General features: G+C 54.1%; 13 protein-coding genes and 2 pseudogenes. 2 read left to right on the top strand and 13 right to left on the bottom strand.

The window, feature by feature from the left end; genetic code table 11:
- Positions 1-287: 287 nt before the first annotated feature.
- The 8 genes and pseudogenes from PEL01S_RS08010 to PEL01S_RS07980 all read right to left on the bottom strand — a co-directional run bounded on the left by PEL01S_RS08010 (position 288) and on the right by PEL01S_RS07980 (position 11,384).
- A complete protein-coding gene (locus tag PEL01S_RS08010) occupies positions 288-1,280 on the bottom strand; it encodes an iron-hydroxamate ABC transporter substrate-binding protein (RefSeq protein WP_127459961.1) in 993 nt (330 codons plus the stop codon).
- Positions 1,281-1,393: 113 nt separating this feature from the next.
- A complete protein-coding gene (locus PEL01S_RS08005) occupies positions 1,394-2,557 on the bottom strand; it encodes a helix-turn-helix domain-containing protein (protein ID WP_164824261.1) in 1,164 nt (387 codons plus the stop codon).
- Positions 2,454-2,990, bottom strand: a complete 537-nt coding sequence (locus tag PEL01S_RS08000; RefSeq protein ID WP_127459959.1) for an AraC family ligand binding domain-containing protein — start codon at positions 2,988-2,990, stop codon at positions 2,454-2,456. The genes PEL01S_RS08005 and PEL01S_RS08000 overlap by 104 nt, the downstream gene beginning before the upstream one ends.
- Before the next feature lie 188 nt (positions 2,991-3,178).
- A complete protein-coding gene (locus PEL01S_RS07995) occupies positions 3,179-6,631 on the bottom strand; it encodes an S-layer homology domain-containing protein (RefSeq protein WP_127459958.1) in 3,453 nt (1,150 codons plus the stop codon).
- Positions 6,632-6,770: 139 nt separating this feature from the next.
- Positions 6,771-7,436, bottom strand: a complete 666-nt coding sequence (locus PEL01S_RS35175) for a discoidin domain-containing protein (RefSeq protein WP_371860690.1) — start codon at positions 7,434-7,436, stop codon at positions 6,771-6,773.
- A 51-nt stretch (positions 7,437-7,487) separates the two neighbouring features.
- A pseudogene (locus tag PEL01S_RS35170) lies at positions 7,488-8,777 on the bottom strand (family 8 glycosyl hydrolase); the annotation flags it as partial.
- Positions 8,778-9,057: 280 nt separating this feature from the next.
- Positions 9,058-10,293: a Ger(x)C family spore germination protein gene (locus tag PEL01S_RS07985; protein WP_063187693.1), complete on the bottom strand. Its 1,236-nt coding sequence runs from the start codon at positions 10,291-10,293 to the stop codon at positions 9,058-9,060.
- The gene (locus PEL01S_RS07980; protein WP_255320085.1) at positions 10,290-11,384 is read right to left on the bottom strand and encodes a spore germination protein; all 1,095 of its coding nucleotides are present in this window, start codon (positions 11,382-11,384) and stop codon (positions 10,290-10,292) included. The genes PEL01S_RS07985 and PEL01S_RS07980 overlap by 4 nt, the downstream gene beginning before the upstream one ends.
- A gap of 263 nt (positions 11,385-11,647) precedes the next feature.
- Here PEL01S_RS07980 and PEL01S_RS07975 point away from each other — a divergent pair, with 263 nt between their 5' ends.
- Entirely contained in the window at positions 11,648-12,172 is a 525-nt protein-coding gene (locus PEL01S_RS07975) for a DUF420 domain-containing protein (RefSeq protein WP_063187692.1), read from the top strand.
- Between the two features lie 56 nt (positions 12,173-12,228).
- Here the strand turns inward: PEL01S_RS07975 and PEL01S_RS07970 are convergent, their stop codons facing one another.
- From PEL01S_RS07970 to PEL01S_RS07950, 5 genes are all read right to left on the bottom strand, one after another.
- Complete coding sequence (locus PEL01S_RS07970; RefSeq protein ID WP_063187690.1) at positions 12,229-13,821, bottom strand: SagB family peptide dehydrogenase; 1,593 nt, start codon at positions 13,819-13,821, stop codon at positions 12,229-12,231.
- Positions 13,822-13,843: 22 nt separating this feature from the next.
- Positions 13,844-15,787 carry a TOMM precursor leader peptide-binding protein gene (locus tag PEL01S_RS07965; protein WP_063187689.1) on the bottom strand — a complete coding sequence of 648 codons (1,944 nt, stop codon included), beginning with the start codon at positions 15,785-15,787 and terminating at the stop codon, positions 13,844-13,846.
- Positions 15,784-17,757: a putative thiazole-containing bacteriocin maturation protein gene (locus tag PEL01S_RS07960; RefSeq protein WP_063187687.1), complete on the bottom strand. Its 1,974-nt coding sequence runs from the start codon at positions 17,755-17,757 to the stop codon at positions 15,784-15,786. The genes PEL01S_RS07965 and PEL01S_RS07960 overlap by 4 nt, the downstream gene beginning before the upstream one ends.
- Positions 17,758-18,501: 744 nt before the next feature.
- Positions 18,502-20,121 carry a spore germination protein gene (locus PEL01S_RS07955; RefSeq protein WP_063187685.1) on the bottom strand — a complete coding sequence of 540 codons (1,620 nt, stop codon included), beginning with the start codon at positions 20,119-20,121 and terminating at the stop codon, positions 18,502-18,504.
- A 124-nt stretch (positions 20,122-20,245) separates the two neighbouring features.
- The gene (locus PEL01S_RS07950) at positions 20,246-21,430 is read right to left on the bottom strand and encodes a Glu/Leu/Phe/Val family dehydrogenase (protein WP_223275767.1); all 1,185 of its coding nucleotides are present in this window, start codon (positions 21,428-21,430) and stop codon (positions 20,246-20,248) included.
- 374 nt (positions 21,431-21,804) lie between these two features.
- Between PEL01S_RS07950 and PEL01S_RS35165 the strand changes: the two are divergent.
- Positions 21,805-21,989 (top strand): annotated as a pseudogene (locus PEL01S_RS35165) (LbetaH domain-containing protein); the annotation flags it as partial.
- Positions 21,990-22,116: the final 127 nt, after the last annotated feature.

Here is a 22,116-nt window from a genome sequence, read left to right as displayed (position 1 = left end):
TCGTCTTGGTAGGTCATTTCGATCCCGCTTCTGCTTTTAGAGCGTTTATCCTGGCAACATCCGGTTCGGTATGCACAGCTCCCTTCATGTGAACATGACAAAAAAACCCTTCCATCCATCAAACAGAGGGGGCGCGCCGAACCGGCTCCTCCGTTTGCTGCATAAAAGGGTTTTCTCCTCGTCTCGTACCCTGCTTATTTGGCTGTCCTTACACTTTCTAATTGTACTGCGGTTTGTTATCGGAGCATCAAACGCAATTAAATAAATTGTAAACGAACCGGCGTTTATTACTTTTGGCTCCGGGACAAAATCGTTTCCGTCAAAATGTCCAGCTGCTTCTCCAGCGACAGTCCGTCCGAAAACCAGAATTGCTTCAAGTTAAGCAAATACACCCGGTTACTTTTAACCGCAGGAAGGTTTTTCCATATGGAATTGTCCATCAACTCCTTGGCCCGTTCCGCTCCGCCGTCCTCCTGATACACCGTAACGAACATATGGTCCGCGGCATATTCCGGAAGCACCTCTTGCGAGATGTCCCGGCTCTTGCCCGGCTCGAAAACGTCCTTCTTCACTTTGTCCGGCGGCGTTAACCCGAGCGTGGCAAACAGATTGTACCCGGCCCGCTGATTTTTGTCCCAGACCCATAAATTTTTGGCCCAAATTTCGTAGGAAGCCGCCGTTTCCCCCGGCCCGATGACACCAGCCAGCTTCTGCTTCGCCTGCGCAGCCTTCTCCTTGTAGCGCGCGATCCAGGCTTCCGCTTCCTTCTCCTTGCCGAGCATGCGGCCGAACGTGCGCACTTCTTCCAGCGGGTCTGATCCGGCGAAGCCTCCCCACGGAAGAGTCACCGTAGGCGCGATTTTGCCAAGCTTCTCGATCACTTCAGGCGGCAAATAGCTCGGCGCAACGATGAGATCCGGCACCAGCTCCAGCACCTTCTCGACGGAAACGTCTCCGACGTCCGCTACTCCGGCCAGCTCGTCCTTCAATTGCTCGGAATTGCTCAATACGATCGATCCCACGCCGACCGGCTTGACGCCAAGCGCCAGCAGATCCCCCACAAACTGAATCGCGACGATCCGCTGAGGGTTCGCCGGGATCTCGATTTCCCCGTTTTCCGCCTTGAATATTTTCGTCCCCGGCTTGTCCCCGGTGGCTGCGCGATTTCCTGCCGTACTCGACGGATTCTCCGTCCTGCCGCTGCAAGCAGCAATAACGGCCGCCATCACAACGAAAAGCAGCCCTAGCCTTGCCATCTGTTTAAAGCTAATGTGACCCATAGTCCCCCTCCGATGCCAATGATAATGATTATCATTTTAAATCCCATCTCGTATTGTATCAGTCCAAGGCGGAATGACCATATCCGATGATCATCATTTTTATGGACAAAAGGTCATCCGAGGGCGGATTTCAACAACTGTGTCTGGATATCGAGCTGCTTTTCCAGCGACAGCACGTCAACGGAATGAATCACGTCCAGCTCAATGGAATATACCCGGTTGCGCCGTACGGCAGGGAGCTGCTTCCAGATGGCGCTCTCCATCACCTTAACAGCTCTTTCGGCCCCGCCGTTCACCGGGTATACGCTGATGAACATATGATCGGCCGCATAGTCCGGCAGCTCTTCGAGCGTAATTTTTTTCGGTTGGCCGATGTCCAGCACCTCCCGCTTCACCTTCGGCGGGGGAGTGAACCCGAGCGGCTTGTACAAATTGTAGACGCCTCTTCCGTACGATTCGCACATGACCCAGAGGCAGTCGGCCCAAATCTCGTAGACGGCCGCCGTCTCGTTCGGTCCGACAAGACCGCTCAGCTCCGCCCGCGCTCGCTTCCCTTTTTCCTCATACCGGGCAATGAATGCTTCCGCTTCCCGTCTCCGCTTCAGGATATCCGCCAGCGACTTGAATCTCTCGAACGGATCGCCGCTGTGAAATACAAGCGTCGGCGCGATTTTGTGCAGCTGCTCGATCATGCCACGGCCCAACCAGTCCGTCGCGATGATCAGCTCCGGCTCCAGCTCCAGCATCGGCTCCACGGACGTGTAGCCGACATCAGGCGTGCCCGCCAGCTCCTCCCTCAGCAGCGCCAGGCTGCTCAGCCCTTGATTGTATGAAGCGCCGAGCGGCTTGATGCCGAGAGCAAGCAGATGTCCGACCAGGTCGTAGACGACGATTTTTTTCGGTTCGCGCACATAGCCTGTCGGGGATACGCCGACGACCTGCTTGAATTTGCGACTTAAATAAAACCCGTCCGCATAACCGACATTACGGGCGATATCGTTCAGGCTCCCGCCCGTCAGCAGCAGCTGCTCCTTCGCCCGGTCGATCCGGATACGGGCCAAATAGTCGGAAAAGCTGTGCCCGGTCTCCCGCTTGAACAGCATCGAAAAAAAGCGCGGGTGAAAGCCCGTCATATGCGCCAACATGTCCCGGCTGATTTCTTCCCGGTAATGCTTATGCATGTAGTCGATCGCAAGACTCGATCCCCTTACGCGACGGCCGGATGTCCGTCTCCGAGTCTGCATGGCGGCCCGGCGCCAGCAGGTGAAGCAGTTCATAGAGCAGCATCTCCTGCCGGAACGGATCATTCCCGGCCTCCTGACTGCGGAGCGCTCTCAGCTCCTTGACGAGCATCCCGATCCGGTAAGAGGACTCCGGATACAGCTTGCCGTCGGGAAGCCACAGGCTCCGCCTTTCTTCATACGCCGCTCGTCCTGCGGGCCGTTCTTCTTGACCGGACGAAGTGAAGATGCGGAACGTAATCAAGTCCAGCAGCAGGCCGCTTCCGGGGGCGGCGCAGTATTCGATCATTCTCCCGGGGTTGCAGAACAGTACGGTGCCGGAATCCACCAGCATTCGCAAGCCGTCGATACGGAGCTCGCCCTTCCCCTCCTCGGCAACAATAAAGGTATAGGCATCTATCCAACGTCTGTGCGCCTCATTCCCCGCCGACAGCCGCTCGATATCCTTCATTTGATATAAATCGCGCATCCCTTTTTCGCTCCAATTCCGTTATTGATAACGATTATTATTATCATTAAGGATCATTATAAAGGATGCTTCTGAAGCACTTCAACACGATGCTAGAAAAAGCGCAAAAGACGCAAATCACGGAAAAGCCCGACAGGATTCCCTGTCAGGCTTTCTACGTTTATAAAAGGCTGGTTCGAATGGATCGACTACAGCTTCAAAGCTTCCAAAAGCTTGTAAATCATCGTTGCCGCCTCCGCTCTCGTAGCCGTTTGACCGGCGCGGAACGTTTGATCCTCGTACCCGCTCACGATCCCGGCCGACACCGAGGCGTTCACAGCTGCTTCTGCCCAGGCCGGAATGCTTGCGGCATCCCGGAATGCTTTCGTTTCGTTCCCCGAATTGAATCCGCCGCCGGAATTCAGCGCATTCGTGATCATCACGGACATTTCCGCCCGGGTAACCGTTTGGTCCGCTTTGAACCACGTGCGGCCGTTTTCCTCGTATCCGTGGATCAGGCCTGCTTTGACCGCTGCGGCTATGCCGGGTTTCGCCCAATCCGGAATTTGCGGGTCATCGGCAAAACCGGAGGCGTCCGCGGAGGCTTGAAGACCGAGCGCTTCCGCCATCATTTTCGCAAATTGCCCGCGCGTGACCAACGTTTCCGGACGGAACATCCGGTCTTCAAACCCTTGAATGACGTTCATCCCAACCAAACGGTCGGTATACGGCGCAGCCCAATGCCCGGCGAGATCCAGGAAAGTGGCCGGCTGATAATCGAATACGGCGAACTTCGTAAAATGGTTAACGTTCACAGTGACGGTTCCGTCCGCACGATTGGTCCCGCCGATATAAATCCAGCGTTTTTGCTGCTCGTGATAATAATACACCGCTGCCTGATGCCCCGGAAGCAATTGACTCGCGTTATAATGGAACGTCAAAGCGATCGGTTGATTAAAAGTATGACCGGTCGTGCTTGTGAATTCGATCGCCGGACTCACCGCCCGCAGATTCCCAGCGGAAGGAGTCTCCTTGGTGGACAGGATGTTGGCCCGAATCGTGCCGTTCGATGGCAAGGCGCCTGCCGGAACTTCGACAGTTACAGCGTCCTTGATGCTGCCCTTGGTCGCTTGCTTTGCATTGACCGCAAGCTCCAAAGAGACAGGGCGGTTCGGTTTATCGCCGGATGCCGGTTGGGTTGTCGTGCTGCCCGAATTGCCGCTCGATGAGCTCGAACCGCCGCCGGAGCCGGAGCTTCCGGAGTCGCCGCTCGAATCGCTGCTGTCCGTCGCTTTCGCTACGACAACCGTACGCCGTACCTCGGCGGCACGATTCCCCGCCAAATCCCGGGCATTGTAATGCACCGTATAGGTTCCCGCCGTATGCGTATCGACGGCTCCGGTGGTGACGACATCGCCGTCCACCCCGAAGTTATCGGCAGCGGAAGCGCCCTGCTCGACGTAGGCCGCTCCGACGGTCAGATTCACGGTCGGGTCTCCCTTGAGCGTGATGACCGGAGGCGTAAGATCGATGTTTACTGTCAACGGAAGCAAAGCTTTGTTTCCGAAAATATCGGTGGCCCGGAATAGCCGCGAATGCACGCCTTCTTGAGAAATCTCGATGTTGCTGTTGCTCTGATAGGATTTATAATTCTGCCCGTTGTCGGTGGAAAGTTCCAACCCAACGGCAGAGTCGGCCCCATACACACTTCCGTATACGCTGGCATAGACGCTGCCCGTAACGCTTTGATTCGTCCAGGCGCCGCTGGAATAAGGCTGTCCGTCCGCTGTCTTCCACGTACCGTGAAGCTCCAGAGAAGTTCCTTTCAAATTCACCGCAAAAGCTTGGCTCGCTATGGCATTTCCGCGCTTGATCGTGGCGGTCAGCGTAAGCACCGTATCCTGCAAGGGACGCGATACGATTTTGCCGTCATCGGTCATCCGTTGAGGATCGGAGCTTGTCCACGAGATGGTTGCCCCATGCTTGCCTGTCGTCGGCAGTTGAAGATTGGCAGCGACTTGGCTTAGATCGCCCAAGGACAACGATTGCTTCGTATCGTCGACAGCCTGCTGATCGCTGTAGGGCGCCACGTTTACGAAGATCGGATTGGAATAAAACCACAGGTCCCGGTAATTCCGCTTTTCAATTTCGGCGAAACGGGTTTCGTTATCGGCGATATCCGTTTTCGGATCGATCAGCGGCTCCCCGTTGCTTGTTTCGCCCTCGACGTTGAGCCCCAGATTCGTTCCTCTGAGCCTGAAATACTGATTCTTGCTTGCCGTTCCCAGATTGTAGCTGATGACATGATACCCTTCCGCATCCGTCGTCCAGTCCGCGCTAGTGAAGCGTTTCAGCACCTTCGTCGAATCGTTGGTGTCTTTGTTATATTCGGGGGTACCCGGTTGTGCCAGTCCCGTCACATCGCCGGAAATCAGATCGACATGATCGACTTGAACAGGATCGCCGTTATTATTTTGTTTCGGAGTTTTGAACCGGATCGTAAGCTGGAGATTATCCCCCTCATTCACCTGAAGCTCTCCGCCCATTTCTTCCTTGCGTCCGTCACCGGCGATCGCGAAATCTAGCGCGTTAATCAAGTCGCCATACACGGAAAACGATTTGCCCGACCGCATGCCGGCCACAACCGCCTTCATATCGGAACCGTTCACCCACGTATAGTTTTTGGAGTATTCGCCCGGCCAATATCCGCTGGAGTACAAGCGGTTGCTGCTGATTTTGAAATGAAAATCCGAATTGGAAAAGTTCCAGAATCTACGCCCTTCCCCTAGCAGCGAATCCCATACGCCTCCAAGCTTGGCGACCATGTAATCCGTTCCGCCATAGGACCGGTTGGCCGGGGTGGTCAGGTTGAAGCCGCCCCGGTCGGGCTCCATCTGCCCGCCGATCATGCCCTCGAATCCGAAGACGATATTCGGAGCCGCACTGTTAAAATCCCGGATATCGGCAATCGTATAAACTCCTTTTCTCGAAGGGTGATTCAAGATCGCGTAACTGGTCTCGGGATATTTTTCACGAAGCCACCGCAAAGCGGTCAGCGCGTCGTCGCGAGTGGTGTATGCCCGTTTGTCCTGCGCCTTCCAGGCGGCAACGTCCGTCGGATCGAACAAGCTTTCGTCCCGGTCGGTGAATAAATATTCGAACTGGCTTACGGCTTTCAGCGCCTCGGGCGAACCCGGGTTATCGGTGACGATGCCGACGCCCACGTGCTCGTATTTCGGCATGTCCCACTCGAAGCCCGAAAAAATAATTTTATCTTTGTACTTGCCCGACTCCTGCAGTTGTTTGATTTTAGGAGCCTGAACCTGGGCAAGACCCTTGGAAAAAGGAATCGGTCCTCCGGGAATGTCGTTGCCGTTATCATCCCGGTTGGACATTCTCAAATGATCGGCAAGGGCCAGCCAATCGAAACCGTGTTGATCGAATGCTGAGTCCAGCACGTGTTCCAGAGATTCCTGCGCATCGTTGGACTGATAGGTGTGCGCGTGGTACTCGCCCGTCATCCATTTTCCGGCAGACGGACTTGCTTGACCTCCTGCATCGGCCGGCGCTCCATATACGATTGCGTTAGGCTGGCCTTGACCAAGGATACAAATGGACAAGGGAATAAGGGATAAGGTGCGTTTCCATTTTGGGGATATCATGCTGACTGCTCCTCTGATCAATGTTGTACTGCCAAAGTTGAGGTTCGAACATTGATCAGTCTAATCCCGGCTAACGCCCGTTGTCCACGGATTCCCAAAAACAATATAAAACCTTAACAATAGAACGCTTACATATCCCTCACATTCCGCTCGGGCCGTACACTTCGAATTCGTAGAGCGAATACCCGTAAGACGTGCCTCTTGCCGTGCCGTACATCCGGACATAACGGGCATCCTGCGCGGCAAAGTTGATCTCTTCGACTCCACCCTTCCCATTCGTCTTCGTATAAACGTCCGTCCAATTCGCCGGCGAGCCGCTATCGTTCGATACTTGAATTTTGTAATTTTTGCCATAGGCGTCTTCCCAGTTCAGCTTCACTTTATGGATGCTGTACGTCTTCCCGAGATCGACGTAAATCCATTGCGGGTCGCTGCCTTCCTTGCTCGCCCAGCGAGTGGAGGCGTTGCCGTCGAACGCTTTGGACGCTTCGTAGCCGCTTCCTTCCACTGAGCTGGCCTTGCCTGCTTTCCCCTTCGCAAGATTGGCTTCCGTAGAAGGACCATCGGTCGTCGTGGCGCTGGCGGTATTGCTGTTCGCCGACGCATTGCCTGCCGCATCATAAGCCTTGACCGTGTAGCTGTACGTCGTGGACGGATTCAAACCCGCATCGCTGTACGAAGTGCCTGTCGCCGTGCCGACCTCCGCGCCGCCGCGGTAAATTTTATACTCTTTGACCCCAACGTTATCCGTGGAGGCCGTCCAGCTCAGATTCACTTGACTGCTCGATACGGCCGTTGCGGTCAAGTTCGCCGGAGCCGTGGGTGCCTGCGTATCCGGCGTGCCGCTGCCGGCCGTCGGAATCCACCAGTTGCCCGAAATGAAGAGCATCGATAACAGATTAAAGGAATCGCTATAATAGCCTTCTTTCTTGTTCTTCATCCAATCCCAGCCCGCATTGATCCACGCCTGATGGCTGCTGTTCGTCGTGGACGCGGCAATGAACGGCGAGACGAACACGGCCGTCGCATAGCTTGCCTTTTCGTTAACGGTGCCATCAAGCTTGTAGCCGTCTTTGATATTGTTCGGGTTGCCGCCGGTCTTTCCTTTGATCCATGTCGCCATTTTGTCGGCGATCGCTTTGCCTCTCGCATCCCCGTAGAACGCGTAGTCCATCACAATGCGCAGCGGAACGCGGCTGGCGTTGTAATTGTATTCGTCAGGGAATTCTTCCCCTTCCATATGATCGCGCGGAGCCGGCTTCGGCGGGTTATCGATAACGAAGTCGGAGATCAGACCGGTGACCGGCGTGTATTTGCTGCTGAACTGGCCGTACACGTTATACAGATTGTTGATGACGTCAAGCCAGGTTTGATCTCCCGTCACTTCGTAGAATGCCCGCAAATGGCTGAGCATCCAATCCGACGGACGCGTATCCCAGGTGCTTTTGGAATCCCAATCTCCCTGATTCAGCCGGTTGCCGGTCGTCACGTTGCTGGCCTTGATGCCGTTCGTAATCATTTTTTTCGCTTCCGCCAAATAATTGACGGAACCGCCGGACCCCCATTGACGATCGGCCAAAATGAGCGCATAGGCGATATCAAGGTCTCCGTCGGTGGCCGAGGAGAAATGCCCTTGAGCTTTCTTGTCGTCCGCGACGATCCAGCCCATCAGATTCGAATTTTCAGAGCTTTTATAAGCTCTTGCCGTTTTGAACAGCCCGTCGAAAATCGTTCTCGCATCCGGGTCATGACCGGCCATCAGCGCCGTAATCACCATGCCGTAGCCTTGTCCCTCCGAAGAGCCCAGCGCCTTGAAGCCGTCCGGGTTGCCCGCAACGTTCCCTTTGACGTAATAGCCGCCCGGCAAGGAAGATAAGTTGTTCTTCAGATGCGCCCCCTTCCAGTAGTCGTAGTAAGCAGCGACGGACGCATTCATGGAAGCTTGCGAAACATGATTCGGCTTGAGGATACCGGGGTAACTCAGCTGCTGTGGGAACGGTTTCATTTCTCCGGCGGCATGAGCCTTCGGCTGCAACGGAGCGGGCAAGCCGAAGGCTGCCAGAAGCAGCGCTGCGGAAAGCAAAATTAGAGAGACCGTTCTCATTTTGCTGCGGGTCGATTGAATTCGGGTTCTGTACATTGTCATTTTCCTCCTTATATCGGGTAGGATTTGTTGCGTGCGGTAAACCATTTCCTCCTTTCCGCTTAGTATGATCGTTCGCCCCTGTTCCAGCGGAGAAGCATGTGCAAAAAAGAACCTGAAACAAACTTACAGGTTCTGCTCCGGTCCACGGAAATGTACATCCTTCATCATTTGGAATTTTATTTTTGTACTTACAATCTATAACATCCGCCTGCTAATGTCTTTTGTTTTTTTTAGATCCGGTTATGTTTTTTTTGTATTTTCTCCAAACTATGGATTGTCTTCATGATCCGGGCGGATTGCGATGCTCAATGACTTTCGAACCGCTCGCTCCGTACTCCGTCACGATCGTTTTGGCGTGTACGCGAACCTCGGCTTGACTGAACTTTTGGTCCCATTGGGATTTGACTTTATCCCATGTTTTCGGCTCATGAATGCGCAGTTCCTTGCTAAATCCGATCACGTCGGCTTTGTACTTCCTCTGAATTTTCTCCAGCGTTTGGCGGATGTTCCGTTCCAATTGCTTCGCCGCATACTGCCCCTGTCGCTTCAGGAAACGGTCGTCAAAGCTTTTCTCGTTCATTACCCAGCTTTCGCTTAACCGGCCCCGGGATTCGATCCGAACCTCGAACGAGATGTTATCCCCTTCCACGTGCGGCACAATGTCGCTCTTATACGACAAAATTTCATACAGGTTTTTTTGCCCGGTTTCCTCGTCGGCGAACTTCACGACGCCTCCCCGTACATTTCCCGTGATCAGCGTGATGCTGCCCAGCTCGTCTTCATCGAGAAAGCCGACCAGCTTTCCGCTCTGTCCGTGAACGACTCCGGCCCCGGCAAATTTAATCTCCCCTCCCCCTTTGACGATCGCTTGCAGCAAAAAGCTCGACTTACTCTGCAGGAGCGTCAGCAGCTTGGCTAAGGATACCGGAGGAAGGATGCGGGTCGATTTGTATTGATTGTCAACCATCTTCAGGATGCGGAATGCCGGGATTTCCTTCGCCCCTTTCAGCTCAAACGTCTCCCTCGCCAATCCGCGGGCGACGAACACCAGGGCGCTCGGTCTAAATTCCGACTCGCGGTACATCAGATCCATAAAACTTCGGATCGGTGTCGTACGAAGCAGTTCGTCGCCGATCACCAGCGTCTTGAAATGCTGGGCAAATATCGGCCGTTCCGTCCGGAGCGAGATTTCCCGGGTCGATTCCAATAGCAAGTCTCCGGTTTCCGTAAAGTTTTCGTATCTCTTTTGCTCGGACGAGCCGCCGCTTCCTTTGCCTTGCCCCCCGCCGGAGCTGGAAGTAAAAATCTGATACGTTATCGAGATCAAATCCTCTTTTTTGCGCGTCGCCCCATTTTTGGTCAGAGCCTTTTCGACCTTCGTTTCATGAGCTTTATCCAGCGCGATTCCGGCCACAAGGCTAAGGTCGTCGATCTCCCGCTGACTCCAGCAGCCCGCCAGCAGCGGCATCATCGGCAGCAGAGCCACGATCGCAAGCATCATCTTTCGGCGTTTCAAGACCGGGCTCCTTTCCTGCTCGGAAGAACGTACAGAACCGCAGGCACCAGGATAAACAGAACCAGCGACGACAAGCCTAGCATTTCCCCCAGCTTAAACAATTCGTTCGTATCCGCAGGCGCGAAGGAGATCACATAGATGATCGCCAGCAAGACAAAGATGACCGCCCGGTGATTCACCTTCCAGCTTTGTGCGATGCCAAGCGCTCCGAGATAATAAGACAACGTAAAGGTGGTAAAAATCTGCATAAGCCAGATGACGAGCAGCAGCGTCTCGAAGCGCTCGAAGAAGATTCCCCTGAACTCGAAGCTCCGGAAAAGCGAGATGGTCGGCCAGGTCCGGGTAATGACGCCGTCCACCGATAACGTTCCGATGACAATGACGCAGGTGACCACGTAGAAGAACGTCGGGATGAGCACCCCGATCAGCACCGCTTTGACCGCCTTTTCCGGATGCTTCATAAATGCGGGAATGACGAGCATGATCTCGACGGACGTGTAAGCCAGTATCGTCGTTTTCAGCCCGCGCAGCACCGGCATGAGGCCGTGACCCAGCACAGGCCGCATGTTGTCGGGCTCGAATACGCTGAGCCCCATGAAGGCGATCAAGATCAGAATAACGGTCGTGATCGGAAAAATCACTTCGAAGAGCCGGGCGAGCGGATTGATTCCGCCCATCATCAAATAAACCCCCACCCACATAAAAGCGAACGTAATCGCCCAGTTAGGCGTGCCCTCCAGCAGGAACAGCCGGGTAACGTCCAGCATCGCTCGAACCTGAAAAGAGGCCATTAGAATGAAGTATAAAGCCGTAAAAAAACTGAGCGCGATCCCCAGCCATTTGCCGACGAGAAGCCGGTTATATTGATAGTAGGTTTGGCCTGGAAAGCGATGGGACAATTTTACAATCAGAATTCCGACCATTACCGTGATTAACCCACTGAGGATGAGTGAAATCCAGACATCGGGCGTTTGCGCCGCCTCTACCGAGGTACGGGGTAGCGTCAGAATGCTCACGCCCAGCATATAATTGGAGATCAGCACGGTTGCTTGTATGGTTGTGATGCGTTCCTCGGGCGGCAAATAAGCCACGGCAACCCCCTCTTCCTAGGTAGTGATGCTTCATTTTGCCTCCAAAACGGTGTTTTGAACGCAGTTCCACATTCTGCTCCGAAGTCCATATTATGGTGGGCATTCCGCTCCAATGTTATGCAAGCACGGCAGGCAGGACCTCGCGGTTCCCAGCGTTCGATAAAATGTAACAAAACGCAGGAAAACCCCGTTGTTTTTGAAGAAAAGGATGTCTATCCTTAAATGGACAATAGTTGCAAAATGCCAGAAAACGGGGGAATACTATGAGCAAACCACGCAATTTTACCGCTTTGATCACCGTTTTTTCCATCATCCTGATCGGAGTGATCGCCGCCTTATTTTTTATGCCAAAATATGAAGGTACGGTCGGCTTCGACGTAACGGTGCTCCCTTTGCTGAACGCCGTTTTTAACTGCTTTACTTTTGCTTTCTTGCTGCTTTCGCTTTATTTCGTGAAGAAGAAAAACATCGCGGCGCACCGGAACTTTGTGCTTCTCGCTTTTGTGACCACGGCCCTCTTCCTTGTTTCGTACGTTGCTTACCATTTTCTGACCGAGCCGACGAAATTCGGAGGAAGCCTGTGGCTGAAATACGTTTACTTTTTTGTCCTGATCACCCACGTGCTGCTGGCGATCGTGAACGTCCCGATGGCCTTAATCACCGTAACCCGGGGCTTCAATATGAAAATCGAGTCGCACCGGAAAATCGCCCGTTGGACGATGCCCATCTGGCTGTATGTAAGCTCCACCGGAGTTCTTGTGTATCTGTTAATTTCACCTTACTATTAATGAAAAAAGACAGCACGCCCGAATGTGATTTCGAGCTGCTGTCTTTTGCCGTTCTTTCAGGAGTACAATCCGCCCTCCAGCCGGGAGCTGGGTCTGCAAGCGCCTAGCGGCACTTGGATGAGACTGGTAACCCCCTCCGCTTCCATTTTGTAAATTTTATCGCAATCGGCCGGGTTGAAGCTGAGGAGCGGATGCCCGTTCAGCCCAAGAGCGACCCCCGCGATCAACAGTCGCTGAACAAGCATCCCTGCTTCCATCTGCTGAATACGGTACCCCCGAAAACCAAGCGCATCCGCGTAGTGATTCCTGTCCGCGGCCACATGCAGGCAAAACGGAGTTTGAAACAGATTCACATTACCTATGGCTATCCCCTGCTGCAGCAGCATTCTGTAATCCCCCGCATGGATCAGCCGCAGCTCGTGAGCCAGAGCATCGTAACGGTAAGCGCCGTCGGGAATGCCTTCAATACCGTACAAACAGCCGTAGATGGACACCCGCTTCCCGGGCTCGCCTGCCGTATCCAAATCGTTCGTATAAGGGAACGAGGACGTTGCCTCGTGCAGTAAAGCGGCGGCCTGGTAAGCATCAACCGTGCCAAAAACAAAATCCAAGTGCGGCGAATACCGTTTCCGGACGACCGAAGCCAGATCAAACGACAGCCTTTGCGTCCGGGGCAACGCTACTCTCTCCCCTCCGCCGGTCATCATTCCTCCGATATTCGCGGTATCGAGCGGACCGAACGATTGCGTTGTTTCCATCAATGAAACTTCGTTCATGCGAAGCAGCATCGGGAACTCTATCGATTGAAGTGAGCGGATGTAAGACTCGTGCCGGATCGCAGGCAGTACTTCGCACAATTGCCGGGATGTCAAGACTCCGGCTTCAGTCCCACTGCTGGAGAACCAGCCGCTGGCCGGCTGCAGCGATAAGGGGATGATCGCATACACGCTCTCTTCCTGCTCGGCAAGGCCAAGCAAATGGTTAACGGCCCGGTCGAGGAAACGGAAGTATACCCCCGTATGATATCCGAATCGTTTGGCCGTTTCCAGCAGCTGTCCGATGAGCGCGCCGGCATCAAGTCCCTGCAAACGGTAGCTAAAGTTATTATATTTAAAAAAATTTTTCCAAAATACGGTTGATACGAACACAGCGCCGAAGCAAGCCGAAAGGTCGCAGCGATCCCCCAACCCCCGCGCCAGATAAGCATCAAAATCGCCAAGGCGCAGCTGCACGAGACGATGATGCGCCGTATCGTAATGATAGATCCCGATAGGCAAATCGTCCGTTTTCAAGTACACATATAATTCGCTCGGATAAAGGGAGCCGCCGGAAGGCGCGAACCGCCGGAACGAGTGGACTACGCTTGTTCCTCCCTCCAGTCCGCCGTAATCCATGTAAAAGACGGACTGGCACATCTGTGCAAGCCCGTAGGCATACCAGAGAAAATGACCGATATCGCGAATTTCCGGTCGAACCGGCACGGATCTTCCTTCAAGGGTCAACGGTACTTCCGAAGAGAGCGCAAAGGTCGGTAAGCCGCGATACAGCTTATAACCAAGCGGAGCATTATTCCAATCGGGTTCAAAGTCCGGCGGCCTGGAATGATCAGGATCATAATGCAGCTTGTGCAGAAATGATTTAAGGCTCACTCTACTCCCCCCTCCTTGCGCCTTACGGAAACGGATGCGGATGCGGGTTAAGCTGATCGACCGTGAGCGGCTGCTTCATATAGCCGAGCTGCGCCGGAACCTTCAGTACCCGTTCCAGCCCTGTAACCCGCGTCAAATGATGACCGAACGTCATCGGCAGCATCCCCGGAATCAGCACTTTGACGCAGGTTAACCCATTCCGCTTCAGCTCGGGCGAGGTCTGATCGACCACGATGACATCCAGATTCAAGGAGCGGAATTTCTGCAGGATCATTTTCAAGTCGTCGGTAAGATCCGCATGAAGGACTTGTGGCTGGAACGCCTCCCGGAACGTCAACGGAGGTCCAGGCTTCTTCCATAAGAAATCCAAACGGTTCTCCGTCTGCCGCAAGCCGTACAGCATGGAGTGATGTTCCATCTCTCTCACTTGGTAAGGGTCCTCAGCCATCCGTTCGCTTTCCTGCCGCTTGGACTCGAATCGCCCATCGAGCGAGAGCATCATGCCTGCCAGCTCGAAGATGGCGCTTTTCAGCGCCCGAATCGGGTCGAGATGGGCTCCTGCCGCACAGATGAGGTTCATCCCGCGCGATTTCAGGTTTTTCGCATAGGTCCATATGCATGGAATGCCATGCTCCATCGTGGCATCGAACACGTGCAGCTCATAACCCGCCACCGCCCTCATCCGGTCGATCATCATATTTAATTCGCGGTCGCCGGCGGAATAAGGATCGACGCGGGGAAGCGGAAGCTGCGCATACCAGGTCAACAGGAACGAGTCGCGTTCCAGCACTTCCATGATGCCGTGGAAAATCGCCTCCTCCATGCTGCCGCCCAAAGCGCATCCGTTGGATGTCTCATAGACGATGCCGTTGCTGCAGCTGGGGCTGTAATAAGCGAGCAGCTCCGGCACCAGAATGGGACGATTGTGGATGATGGATCGGCCCCAGACCCAATCCATCTCACGATCGGGATCAAAACGACGGAATGGGAAATCAGGCCTCGCATACTGCTCTTCCGCATGGACTCCTACCTTGAGCGGATTTAACGCATGATCGGAGATCTCGCGGTAGCTTTTGCGCACCTTTGTCCATTTGCCGCGCGGGAATACTCCACAATGACGCTCCAAGCCTTCCAGTATCGCCGTCAGCTCGCTCTCCGCATAGGAGAGCGTCCGGCCGGAACCCGGTTCATCTCCAGAGTAAAACGGAAGATTTACGGTAATATCGGCGAATGGTGACACACCGTCTTTCATTTTACCGTTCATGAGTCCGGTCCGGAAATCCAAATAATCGCGGGGAAGCACTTGCTTCAGTTCATCGATCGAACGGCAGCGGAAGCTGTTCGGATGGATCTTCGGACTTGACCCGAGCAGGAAATGGGCCAGCTCCTCCGAATCTTCCGGCAATTCGCCACAAATCGGGCACATCGGATCGTGTAAAAAAAGGTGGCGTGACGTTTTCAAAGTTTTCAGATTCACCAGCAGAATTCGTTCCTCCAACTGAGGCTGTCCGCCGAGAAGCACCCGCCGGGCTTCCGCGGCCAGGAGCGTCGCTGCCTGCGTCAATCCCGTGCGGGAAGCCCAGGCGTCCTGCGGGATTCCGCCGCGGTCGGCAAGCTGCTGTAGCAGTTCTCGCAGCTCCTTGCGATCGCTGGTGGCCATAAGCCGCCGCATGTCCGCGCATCTGGAGCATCCTTGAACGCCCGGCCGAACCAGCGGTCCGATTAACGCCTCCCCGAAAGACACAAAGCCCCGCAGCCAAGGAACCTTGGCAGAATGAAGGACCTCCTCCGCCCTGCTCTGCTCGGCAGGAAGCCAGCCATCCTGCGCCAGGATAACCAGATCTGCCGATCGGAATTCCTCCTCCTCAAGCTCGGCCGTACGGATCACCCAAAAGGCAGAATTCAGCTCGGCGCATAACAAATCCGCCAGCACGCCTTGGCCGATGACGGCTATAACACTGCTCATGGCGAAACCTCCTCTCCCAGCACAACGCCCAGGACGTGAACGGGCCCTTTATTCAAGAAAGGATCAAGCCTGTAATCAAATACATGCAGCTGTCTGCCATGCTGCTTCAGCTGTTGTATGGCGGAAGCTAGTACGCTAGCTTGCGTCGTTTCTTCACAGGCCGGAATGGCCAAGCTGTGCGGCTTTCCCTTTTTCGGTGCCCGGCTTGGAACCGAAGCAATCCGAACTTGAAGCCGGGGCGCTTGACTTTGAACCTCCGACAGCGCTTGAAGCAGAGCCCTTCGAAGCGCAAGGGTAATATTCAAATCGATGCCCGTGTACCACCTACCGCCGATATCCGCACGCACCACAGGGAAACCGAACAGCTCTTCTTCCAAAACGAGGGCCGGCTCCCCCTGCAGCGTAGACAAAGATTTCAAATAATAACGGACCCGCTCGTCATCCACCATACTCAGCTGTGCCGGAGCGACAAGCGGCTTTCGAACGGTCCGCCGAAAGTCCAGCTCTTCCGCCAGACATTTTCGCAAGCCCCGGCATACGGCTTCCGTCAGCGTCTCACCCGCCCCGATGCCGACATATCCGGATACACAAGGGCCCGTTGCTTCCGTTTCCGACAGGGAAGACGTCTGCCCCATACGTTCGGCTAGCCGGGACGTATAAGCTTCCAATCCGGCAAATGCCGATTCCCGTCTTGCTTCCTCATGCGTCAACCCCACGCTGACTATCGACGGAAGCAGCTCAACCGGCCCGTCGGAGAGCGGGTCCGCCACCTGAACCCGGCATTGCGCAAGAGGCAGCTGCTTTAAGTCGCCTTCGTCCCATTCGTAAAAAATGCCCGTATCCGGCGACGTTAACCGTTCACAATAATCCAATAACGGGTTGTGCCTTCCGCTTTGCCCCGCCAGGCCCGAATCCTGCGCCAGCCGCAGCTCGATATCCGGAATGCGATCCATCCGGTTGGAGCCGACCACCATCGGGTGAGCCACGAACGAATACCAGTCCCCTTCCAGCGTCTCCAGGTTCAGCAAATATACCGCTTGATTTCGCAGCGGATCGGCAGCCCCCGTCACCGTTTTGAAGAGCTCAAACACGATCACATTCGACAGCAAAGCCCCGGCATGGACAGAAAACCCGTGCTGCTGCGGATCTCGACGCAGAACAGGCTGATGAATGCGCCGCAGCGCCGACTCCCAGCCATTCCCGTCCTCCGGCCGCTCAAGTGGCCCGGCCAAACCGGCTTGCTGCAAGCAAATCGCGGGAAGAAAGAGCTTTTGCTCCCCCTTGCTGGCCGCTTGGACGATCCGAAGCTCTTCGATATCCCCTTCCTGCGATACGTACATGATCGAATCGAACGGTTTCAGGACCTCCTGCCAAGCGGAAACGTCCCTTCCGGAGTAAGGTACTTCCTGAATATGTATTTCCGGGTCGGATTTCCGGGCATGCTCCCCCAGTTCCTTCAGCCGCTCGCGGTTGGTCGGCAACGAGTCGCCAATAGCCACTCCGATTCGGGGCAGCCCGGATTCCAGCAAAGCCGCGACTAATGAAAGCAGAAAAGAACCGGAACCTACCGCTAACACCTTCTGTTGGCGATATTGTTCGAAGCGGTGTGCGCCGGAGCCTCCAAAATTGCTCAGAAATTCAATTTGCGAGCCGAACTTCTCAAGAATCCGGTCTGACAGCCGATGGGGAAGGTCTCCGCTTATATCCTGGGCGAAGCCGTTTTGAAGCAACAAAGCGGCGATATCGAACACGCGGCCTCTGTGCGGCTCAGGCAAGCCGTCCGTCAATTCCATGAGCGTATACTTCCCGTTAAATACCGGAATCAACTTTTCGATCCATCGGTCCATCGACTCGCCTTCCAGCTTGAACGAGCCCATGTTGTTTCTAAAATAGACGGAACCGTTCGGGTCGGGTATAAAAAAAGTATCTCCGTTGATCTTCGGACGCACGGAAGCATCTAATGTGGTCATCTCACTCCTCCTTATCAGATCTTTTATTCAATCCGGCCGGATGTTCATTGCTATCTTATGTAGCGTTGTTTGTCCTTCTTGTCAACTATTTTAAGGGGACGCTCCAGCCCCCGCAGTTTGGACCGAAACAGCATCTGCAGGGGCTGAAATTTTCGACGGTCCCGTTTAATGACTTAGTGGCAGCGTCCACCGCAACGAAAGCCACAACGACCGCCACAACGACCGCCGCAGCTGCAGCTACAACTACAGCTACAACTGCAACTGCAACTACAACTACAACTACAGCTACAGCTGCAGCTGCAGCTACAACTGCAGGAAACGACGCAACGGGAAATAACGCAACCGCATAGACGTGAATCCGCTTCGTATTGGACCTGATGTTCAAAAGGCGTTACTTGGCCCGCATTGTATGCCCCGATTTGCAATTGCTGAAGCTCGTTCTGAAATTCACTCATGTTGAACATTCCCTCCGTCAAAAGTAATATGCCGGCTCCAGCCGGAGACTGACAAGAGGCGGAAAGGAACCTTCCGGGCAAGGAGCGCGTCAGGTGATCACGTTTTCTCCGCTCTCGACAGAACATACAACATTTTTATGAATTTCGCTCCGCATGTGTTACGGGGGGTCAAGCCAAGTTCCCAATCATTTTTCAATAATGGATAAAAGTAGGTTTTCATATCGGATAACGGCGAATAACCCGGACGACTTGTGTCACCCGGGTGATTGCGATAACGAATCCTTGCTTTTTATCCGCGGCGCTTCGGTTGTTTGACCTGCATGGCCTTCGGACGGCGAGTCATGAAAGATAGCGGCGCACGCAGGACGAAATCCTTCCAATCGCCGAGCTGGTAAGGAGCCGCGGGGCTCAAGTAAGGAATGCCGAAGCTCTTCAGCTTGGCCAAGTGGCTGCACACCAGCAGGAAGAACAGGATGACCCCGTACAGTCCGAAGATGGCCGCCGAAAACATCGTACCGAAGCGGATGATCCGCAACGCAATTCCTGCACTGTACTGAGGGATGGCAAACGAAGAAATCGCCGTAATGGCAACGACGATGACCATGATGGGGCTGACGATACCGGCTTGTACCGCCGCTTCCCCGATGACCAGACCGCCGACAATGCCGATGGTCTGACCGATTGGCTTCGGCAAGCGTAAACCGGCCTCACGCAAAATTTCGATCGATACTTCCATGATCAACGCTTCGATTAACGAAGGGAAAGGCACGCCTTCCCTTGAGCTGGCGATAGATACCGCCAATTTGGTAGGAATCAGCCCTTGATGGAACGAGATGAACGAAATGTAGAGCGCGGGCCCGAGCGTGGAAATCAGCGCTGCGATATAACGCAGCACACGCACGAGCGTAGCCGGGATCCAGCGCTCGTAATAATCCTCCGGGGATTGCAGCAGCATGCTGACGCTTACCGGGACGATCAGCGCAAACGGGGAGCCGTCCAGCAGGATCGCTACCCTGCCTTCCATGAGCGCGCTGTTGACCCGATCCGGCCGTTCCGTATTTTGCACTTGGGGAAATAGTGTAAGATGGTTATCTTCGATAAACTGCTCGATATACCCGGAATCGGGAACGTCATCCATATCGATCCGGGCGATACGCTTCCGAACCTCCTGCACCAAGGCGTCATTGGCAATGTCGCTGTTGTAAGCGATCGCTACCGTTCTGGGAGCTTTGCGTCCCACCAGCGTGTAAACGATACATAGCGTATGACTCCCGCCAAGCTGACGCAGCAGCGCGGTATTATCCGCCAGGCTTTCATTGAAGCTGACGCGCGGCCCCCGGACCAAAGCCTCCGAGGCCGGTTCGCCGAGGCTGCGTTTTTTCTCGCTTCCGCTGGCCAGGACGAAGACGTTCGGGCAGCCGTCGATCAAGAGGCCGGCATTCCCTTTCCATAAACCGGGCAGCAAATCGCGCAGGTTCCCTGCTTCGCCCAGCTCACTCACGGGCAAGATCCGGTTTTTGATGTGCGGCGTCAGTTCATCCGCGCAGCCCGGCATGGCGAATTCGGACATCAGCAGAGGTAAAATATGCGTATCGATGTAGTTTTTGTCCGCAAGCTCCTTGACCAGGATCAAGGCAGCTTTCGTCCGCTCCCCGCCGATTTCAAACGTTCGGATCAAGATATCGTCATTGTGGCCTAATCTGTCCTGAAGCTCCGGCAAGTCCTTCTCGAACTCCCCGGTAAAGACATATAACCGCTCTTCGGAGGCGGGCTTGCCGCTGCTGCGGATGGTCAAAGCCGATTTCAACCAAGATCCCAGCTTGTACACACCATAGGGCACCACACTGCACAGGATGGCTTGCACAATAATTTCCCAATTCATCAGAAGAGTCGAAACCAATTTCCACATGCCTGTCGCCCCCCATATTATGGTGAACAAACCGTAATTTTGTTATGCGGGAGCGACGGCTGCAAAAACAAAAATCCACCTATGTCCCCATAGATGGATTCCTGCCATTTGCTTCTATCCAGGCTTATACCCAGCCTCTCCACTTGATGGCCTCGGCCACCCGCTTCAGCCCTACGATGTAAGCCGCCAGGCGCATGTCTACTTTTTTGTCCGACGAGGTCCGGTACACATTGTGGAAGGAAGTCGTCAATATTTTTTCCAGCTTTTCTTGAACTTCTTCCTCCGACCAGTAGTAGCCTTGGTTGTTTTGTACCCATTCGAAATAGGAGACAACTACGCCGCCGGCGCTGGCCAGTACGTCCGGAACGAGCAGAATGCCGCGGTTCGTCAAAATTTCGGTTGCCTTGAGCGTCGTCGGTCCATTCGCTGCTTCAACTACGATGCGAGCCTTGATGTCCGGCGCATTCTCCTCCGTAAGCTGGTTTTCGATGGCTGCCGGAACGAGAATGTCGCATTCTTGGACGAGCAGCTCTTTATTTGTAATTTGTTGACTTTTAAAATAAGGCGTGACCGTACCGAACGAATCCCGCTTGTCCAGCAGCGTCGGGATATCGAGGCCCTCCGGATCGTACAAAGCGCCGTAAGCGTCGGAGATGCCCACGACCTTCGCTCCCGCTTGATGCAGGAATTGAGCGAGGAAGCTGCCTGCGTTTCCGAAGCCTTGAATGATAATGCGGGAGCCCGGAATTTCGATGCCTGCGATTTTGGCAGCCTCTTTCATGACGATCGTTACACCAAGCGCAGTCGAGGACTCTCTGCCCGCAGAACCGCCCAGCACAAGCGGCTTGCCGGTAATAAAGCCCGGCGAATCGAATTCGCGGATGCGGCTGTACTCGTCCATCATCCAAGCCATTACTTGCGAGTTCGTGAATACGTCCGGCGCCGGAATGTCTTTGGTCGGGCCGACCAATTGGCTGATGGCGCGGACATATCCGCGGCTCAAACGCTCCAGCTCGCGGAAGGACATCGACCGCGGATCGCACTGGATACCGCCCTTGCCGCCTCCGTACGGCAGTCCCGTAATGCCGCATTTGATGCTCATCCACATGGACAGCGCCTTGACTTCCTCTTCCGTTACGTCGGGATGGAAGCGGACGCCGCCTTTGGTCGGGCCGACCGCATCGTTATGCTGAGCGCGGTAGCCTGTAAATACTTTAATCGAGTCGTCGTCCATGCGAACCGGAATGCGCACCGTCAGCAGTCGAAGCGGCTCCTTCAACAAGTCGTATACATCGTCCTTGTACCCCATTCGATCGAGAGCGGTACGGATGACGTCCTGCGTTCTTTCGAACAAATTGAGCTTCTCTTGCGCTTGCGTAGGTTCATTCTTATCGTTCTGTTCGTTTTTTACGATCAAGGACACGTGGACTTCCCCCATGTTGTTATTATTGGTCATGCGTGAGCCCGGCAATCCAATATCTGGCCTTGCCCAGCATTTGCCCTAATAAGGTATAACACAAAAAGAAATATTGTACAATATATAAATATTTATAGCCTTATATTTAGTGAATAGTTTCCTTTATTATGCTATTTTTATCAATCTTTAAGGTCTCATCCTTTAAGCTCTCCTCATTTTTTTCTATTATATGATCCATGTGATATGATTCTAGTGAATTCTACATCTTATTAAAAGAATTGTTCGGTTCTACAGGAGAAAGTATATACATAGAACCGAATTTACGCTGTGATTACGGTTACAACATTCATGTCGGCGAAAACTTTTATGCAAATTTCGATTGCGTCTTCCTGGATGTATGCGAAATTCGGATAGGGGATAACTGCTTCATTGCCCAGGCGTACACATTTATCGTTAAGGCTGAGAAGATTCCCTCTTCGACAAGGGGGAGATGAATCAGTATCTCTTGTGTATACATGAGAACATATGTGCTATAATTGTAATAAAATCACCAAAAGAGGTAAACGCTCGCATGTTGC

It is taken from the genome of Paenibacillus elgii NBRC 100335 (genome assembly GCF_004000865.1).
In the GTDB taxonomy this organism is placed as follows: domain Bacteria; phylum Bacillota; class Bacilli; order Paenibacillales; family NBRC-103111; genus Paenibacillus_G; species Paenibacillus_G elgii.
The sequence above is the reverse complement of the archived record's forward strand: the minus strand, read 5'-3'. Positions and strand labels throughout refer to the sequence as shown.

Excerpts from the sequence above, each read along its gene's own strand:
- PEL01S_RS08005 (WP_164824261.1), bottom strand. The coding sequence starts at position 2,557 with ATGAACTGCTTCACCTGCTGGCGCCGGGCCGCCATGCAGACTCGGAGA.
- PEL01S_RS07975 (WP_063187692.1), top strand. The coding sequence starts at position 11,648 with ATGAGCAAACCACGCAATTTTACCGCTTTGATCACCGTTTTTTCCATC.
- PEL01S_RS07960 (WP_063187687.1), bottom strand. The coding sequence starts at position 17,757 with ATGACCACATTAGATGCTTCCGTGCGTCCGAAGATCAACGGAGATACT.
- PEL01S_RS07955 (WP_063187685.1), bottom strand. The coding sequence starts at position 20,121 with ATGTGGAAATTGGTTTCGACTCTTCTGATGAATTGGGAAATTATTGTG.
- PEL01S_RS07950 (WP_223275767.1), bottom strand. The coding sequence starts at position 21,430 with ATGGGGTACAAGGACGATGTATACGACTTGTTGAAGGAGCCGCTTCGA.
- PEL01S_RS07965 (WP_063187689.1), bottom strand. The coding sequence starts at position 15,787 with ATGAGCAGTGTTATAGCCGTCATCGGCCAAGGCGTGCTGGCGGATTTG.
- PEL01S_RS07995 (WP_127459958.1), bottom strand. The coding sequence starts at position 6,631 with ATGATATCCCCAAAATGGAAACGCACCTTATCCCTTATTCCCTTGTCC.
- PEL01S_RS08010 (WP_127459961.1), bottom strand. The coding sequence starts at position 1,280 with ATGGGTCACATTAGCTTTAAACAGATGGCAAGGCTAGGGCTGCTTTTC.
- PEL01S_RS08000 (WP_127459959.1), bottom strand. The coding sequence starts at position 2,990 with ATGCGCGATTTATATCAAATGAAGGATATCGAGCGGCTGTCGGCGGGG.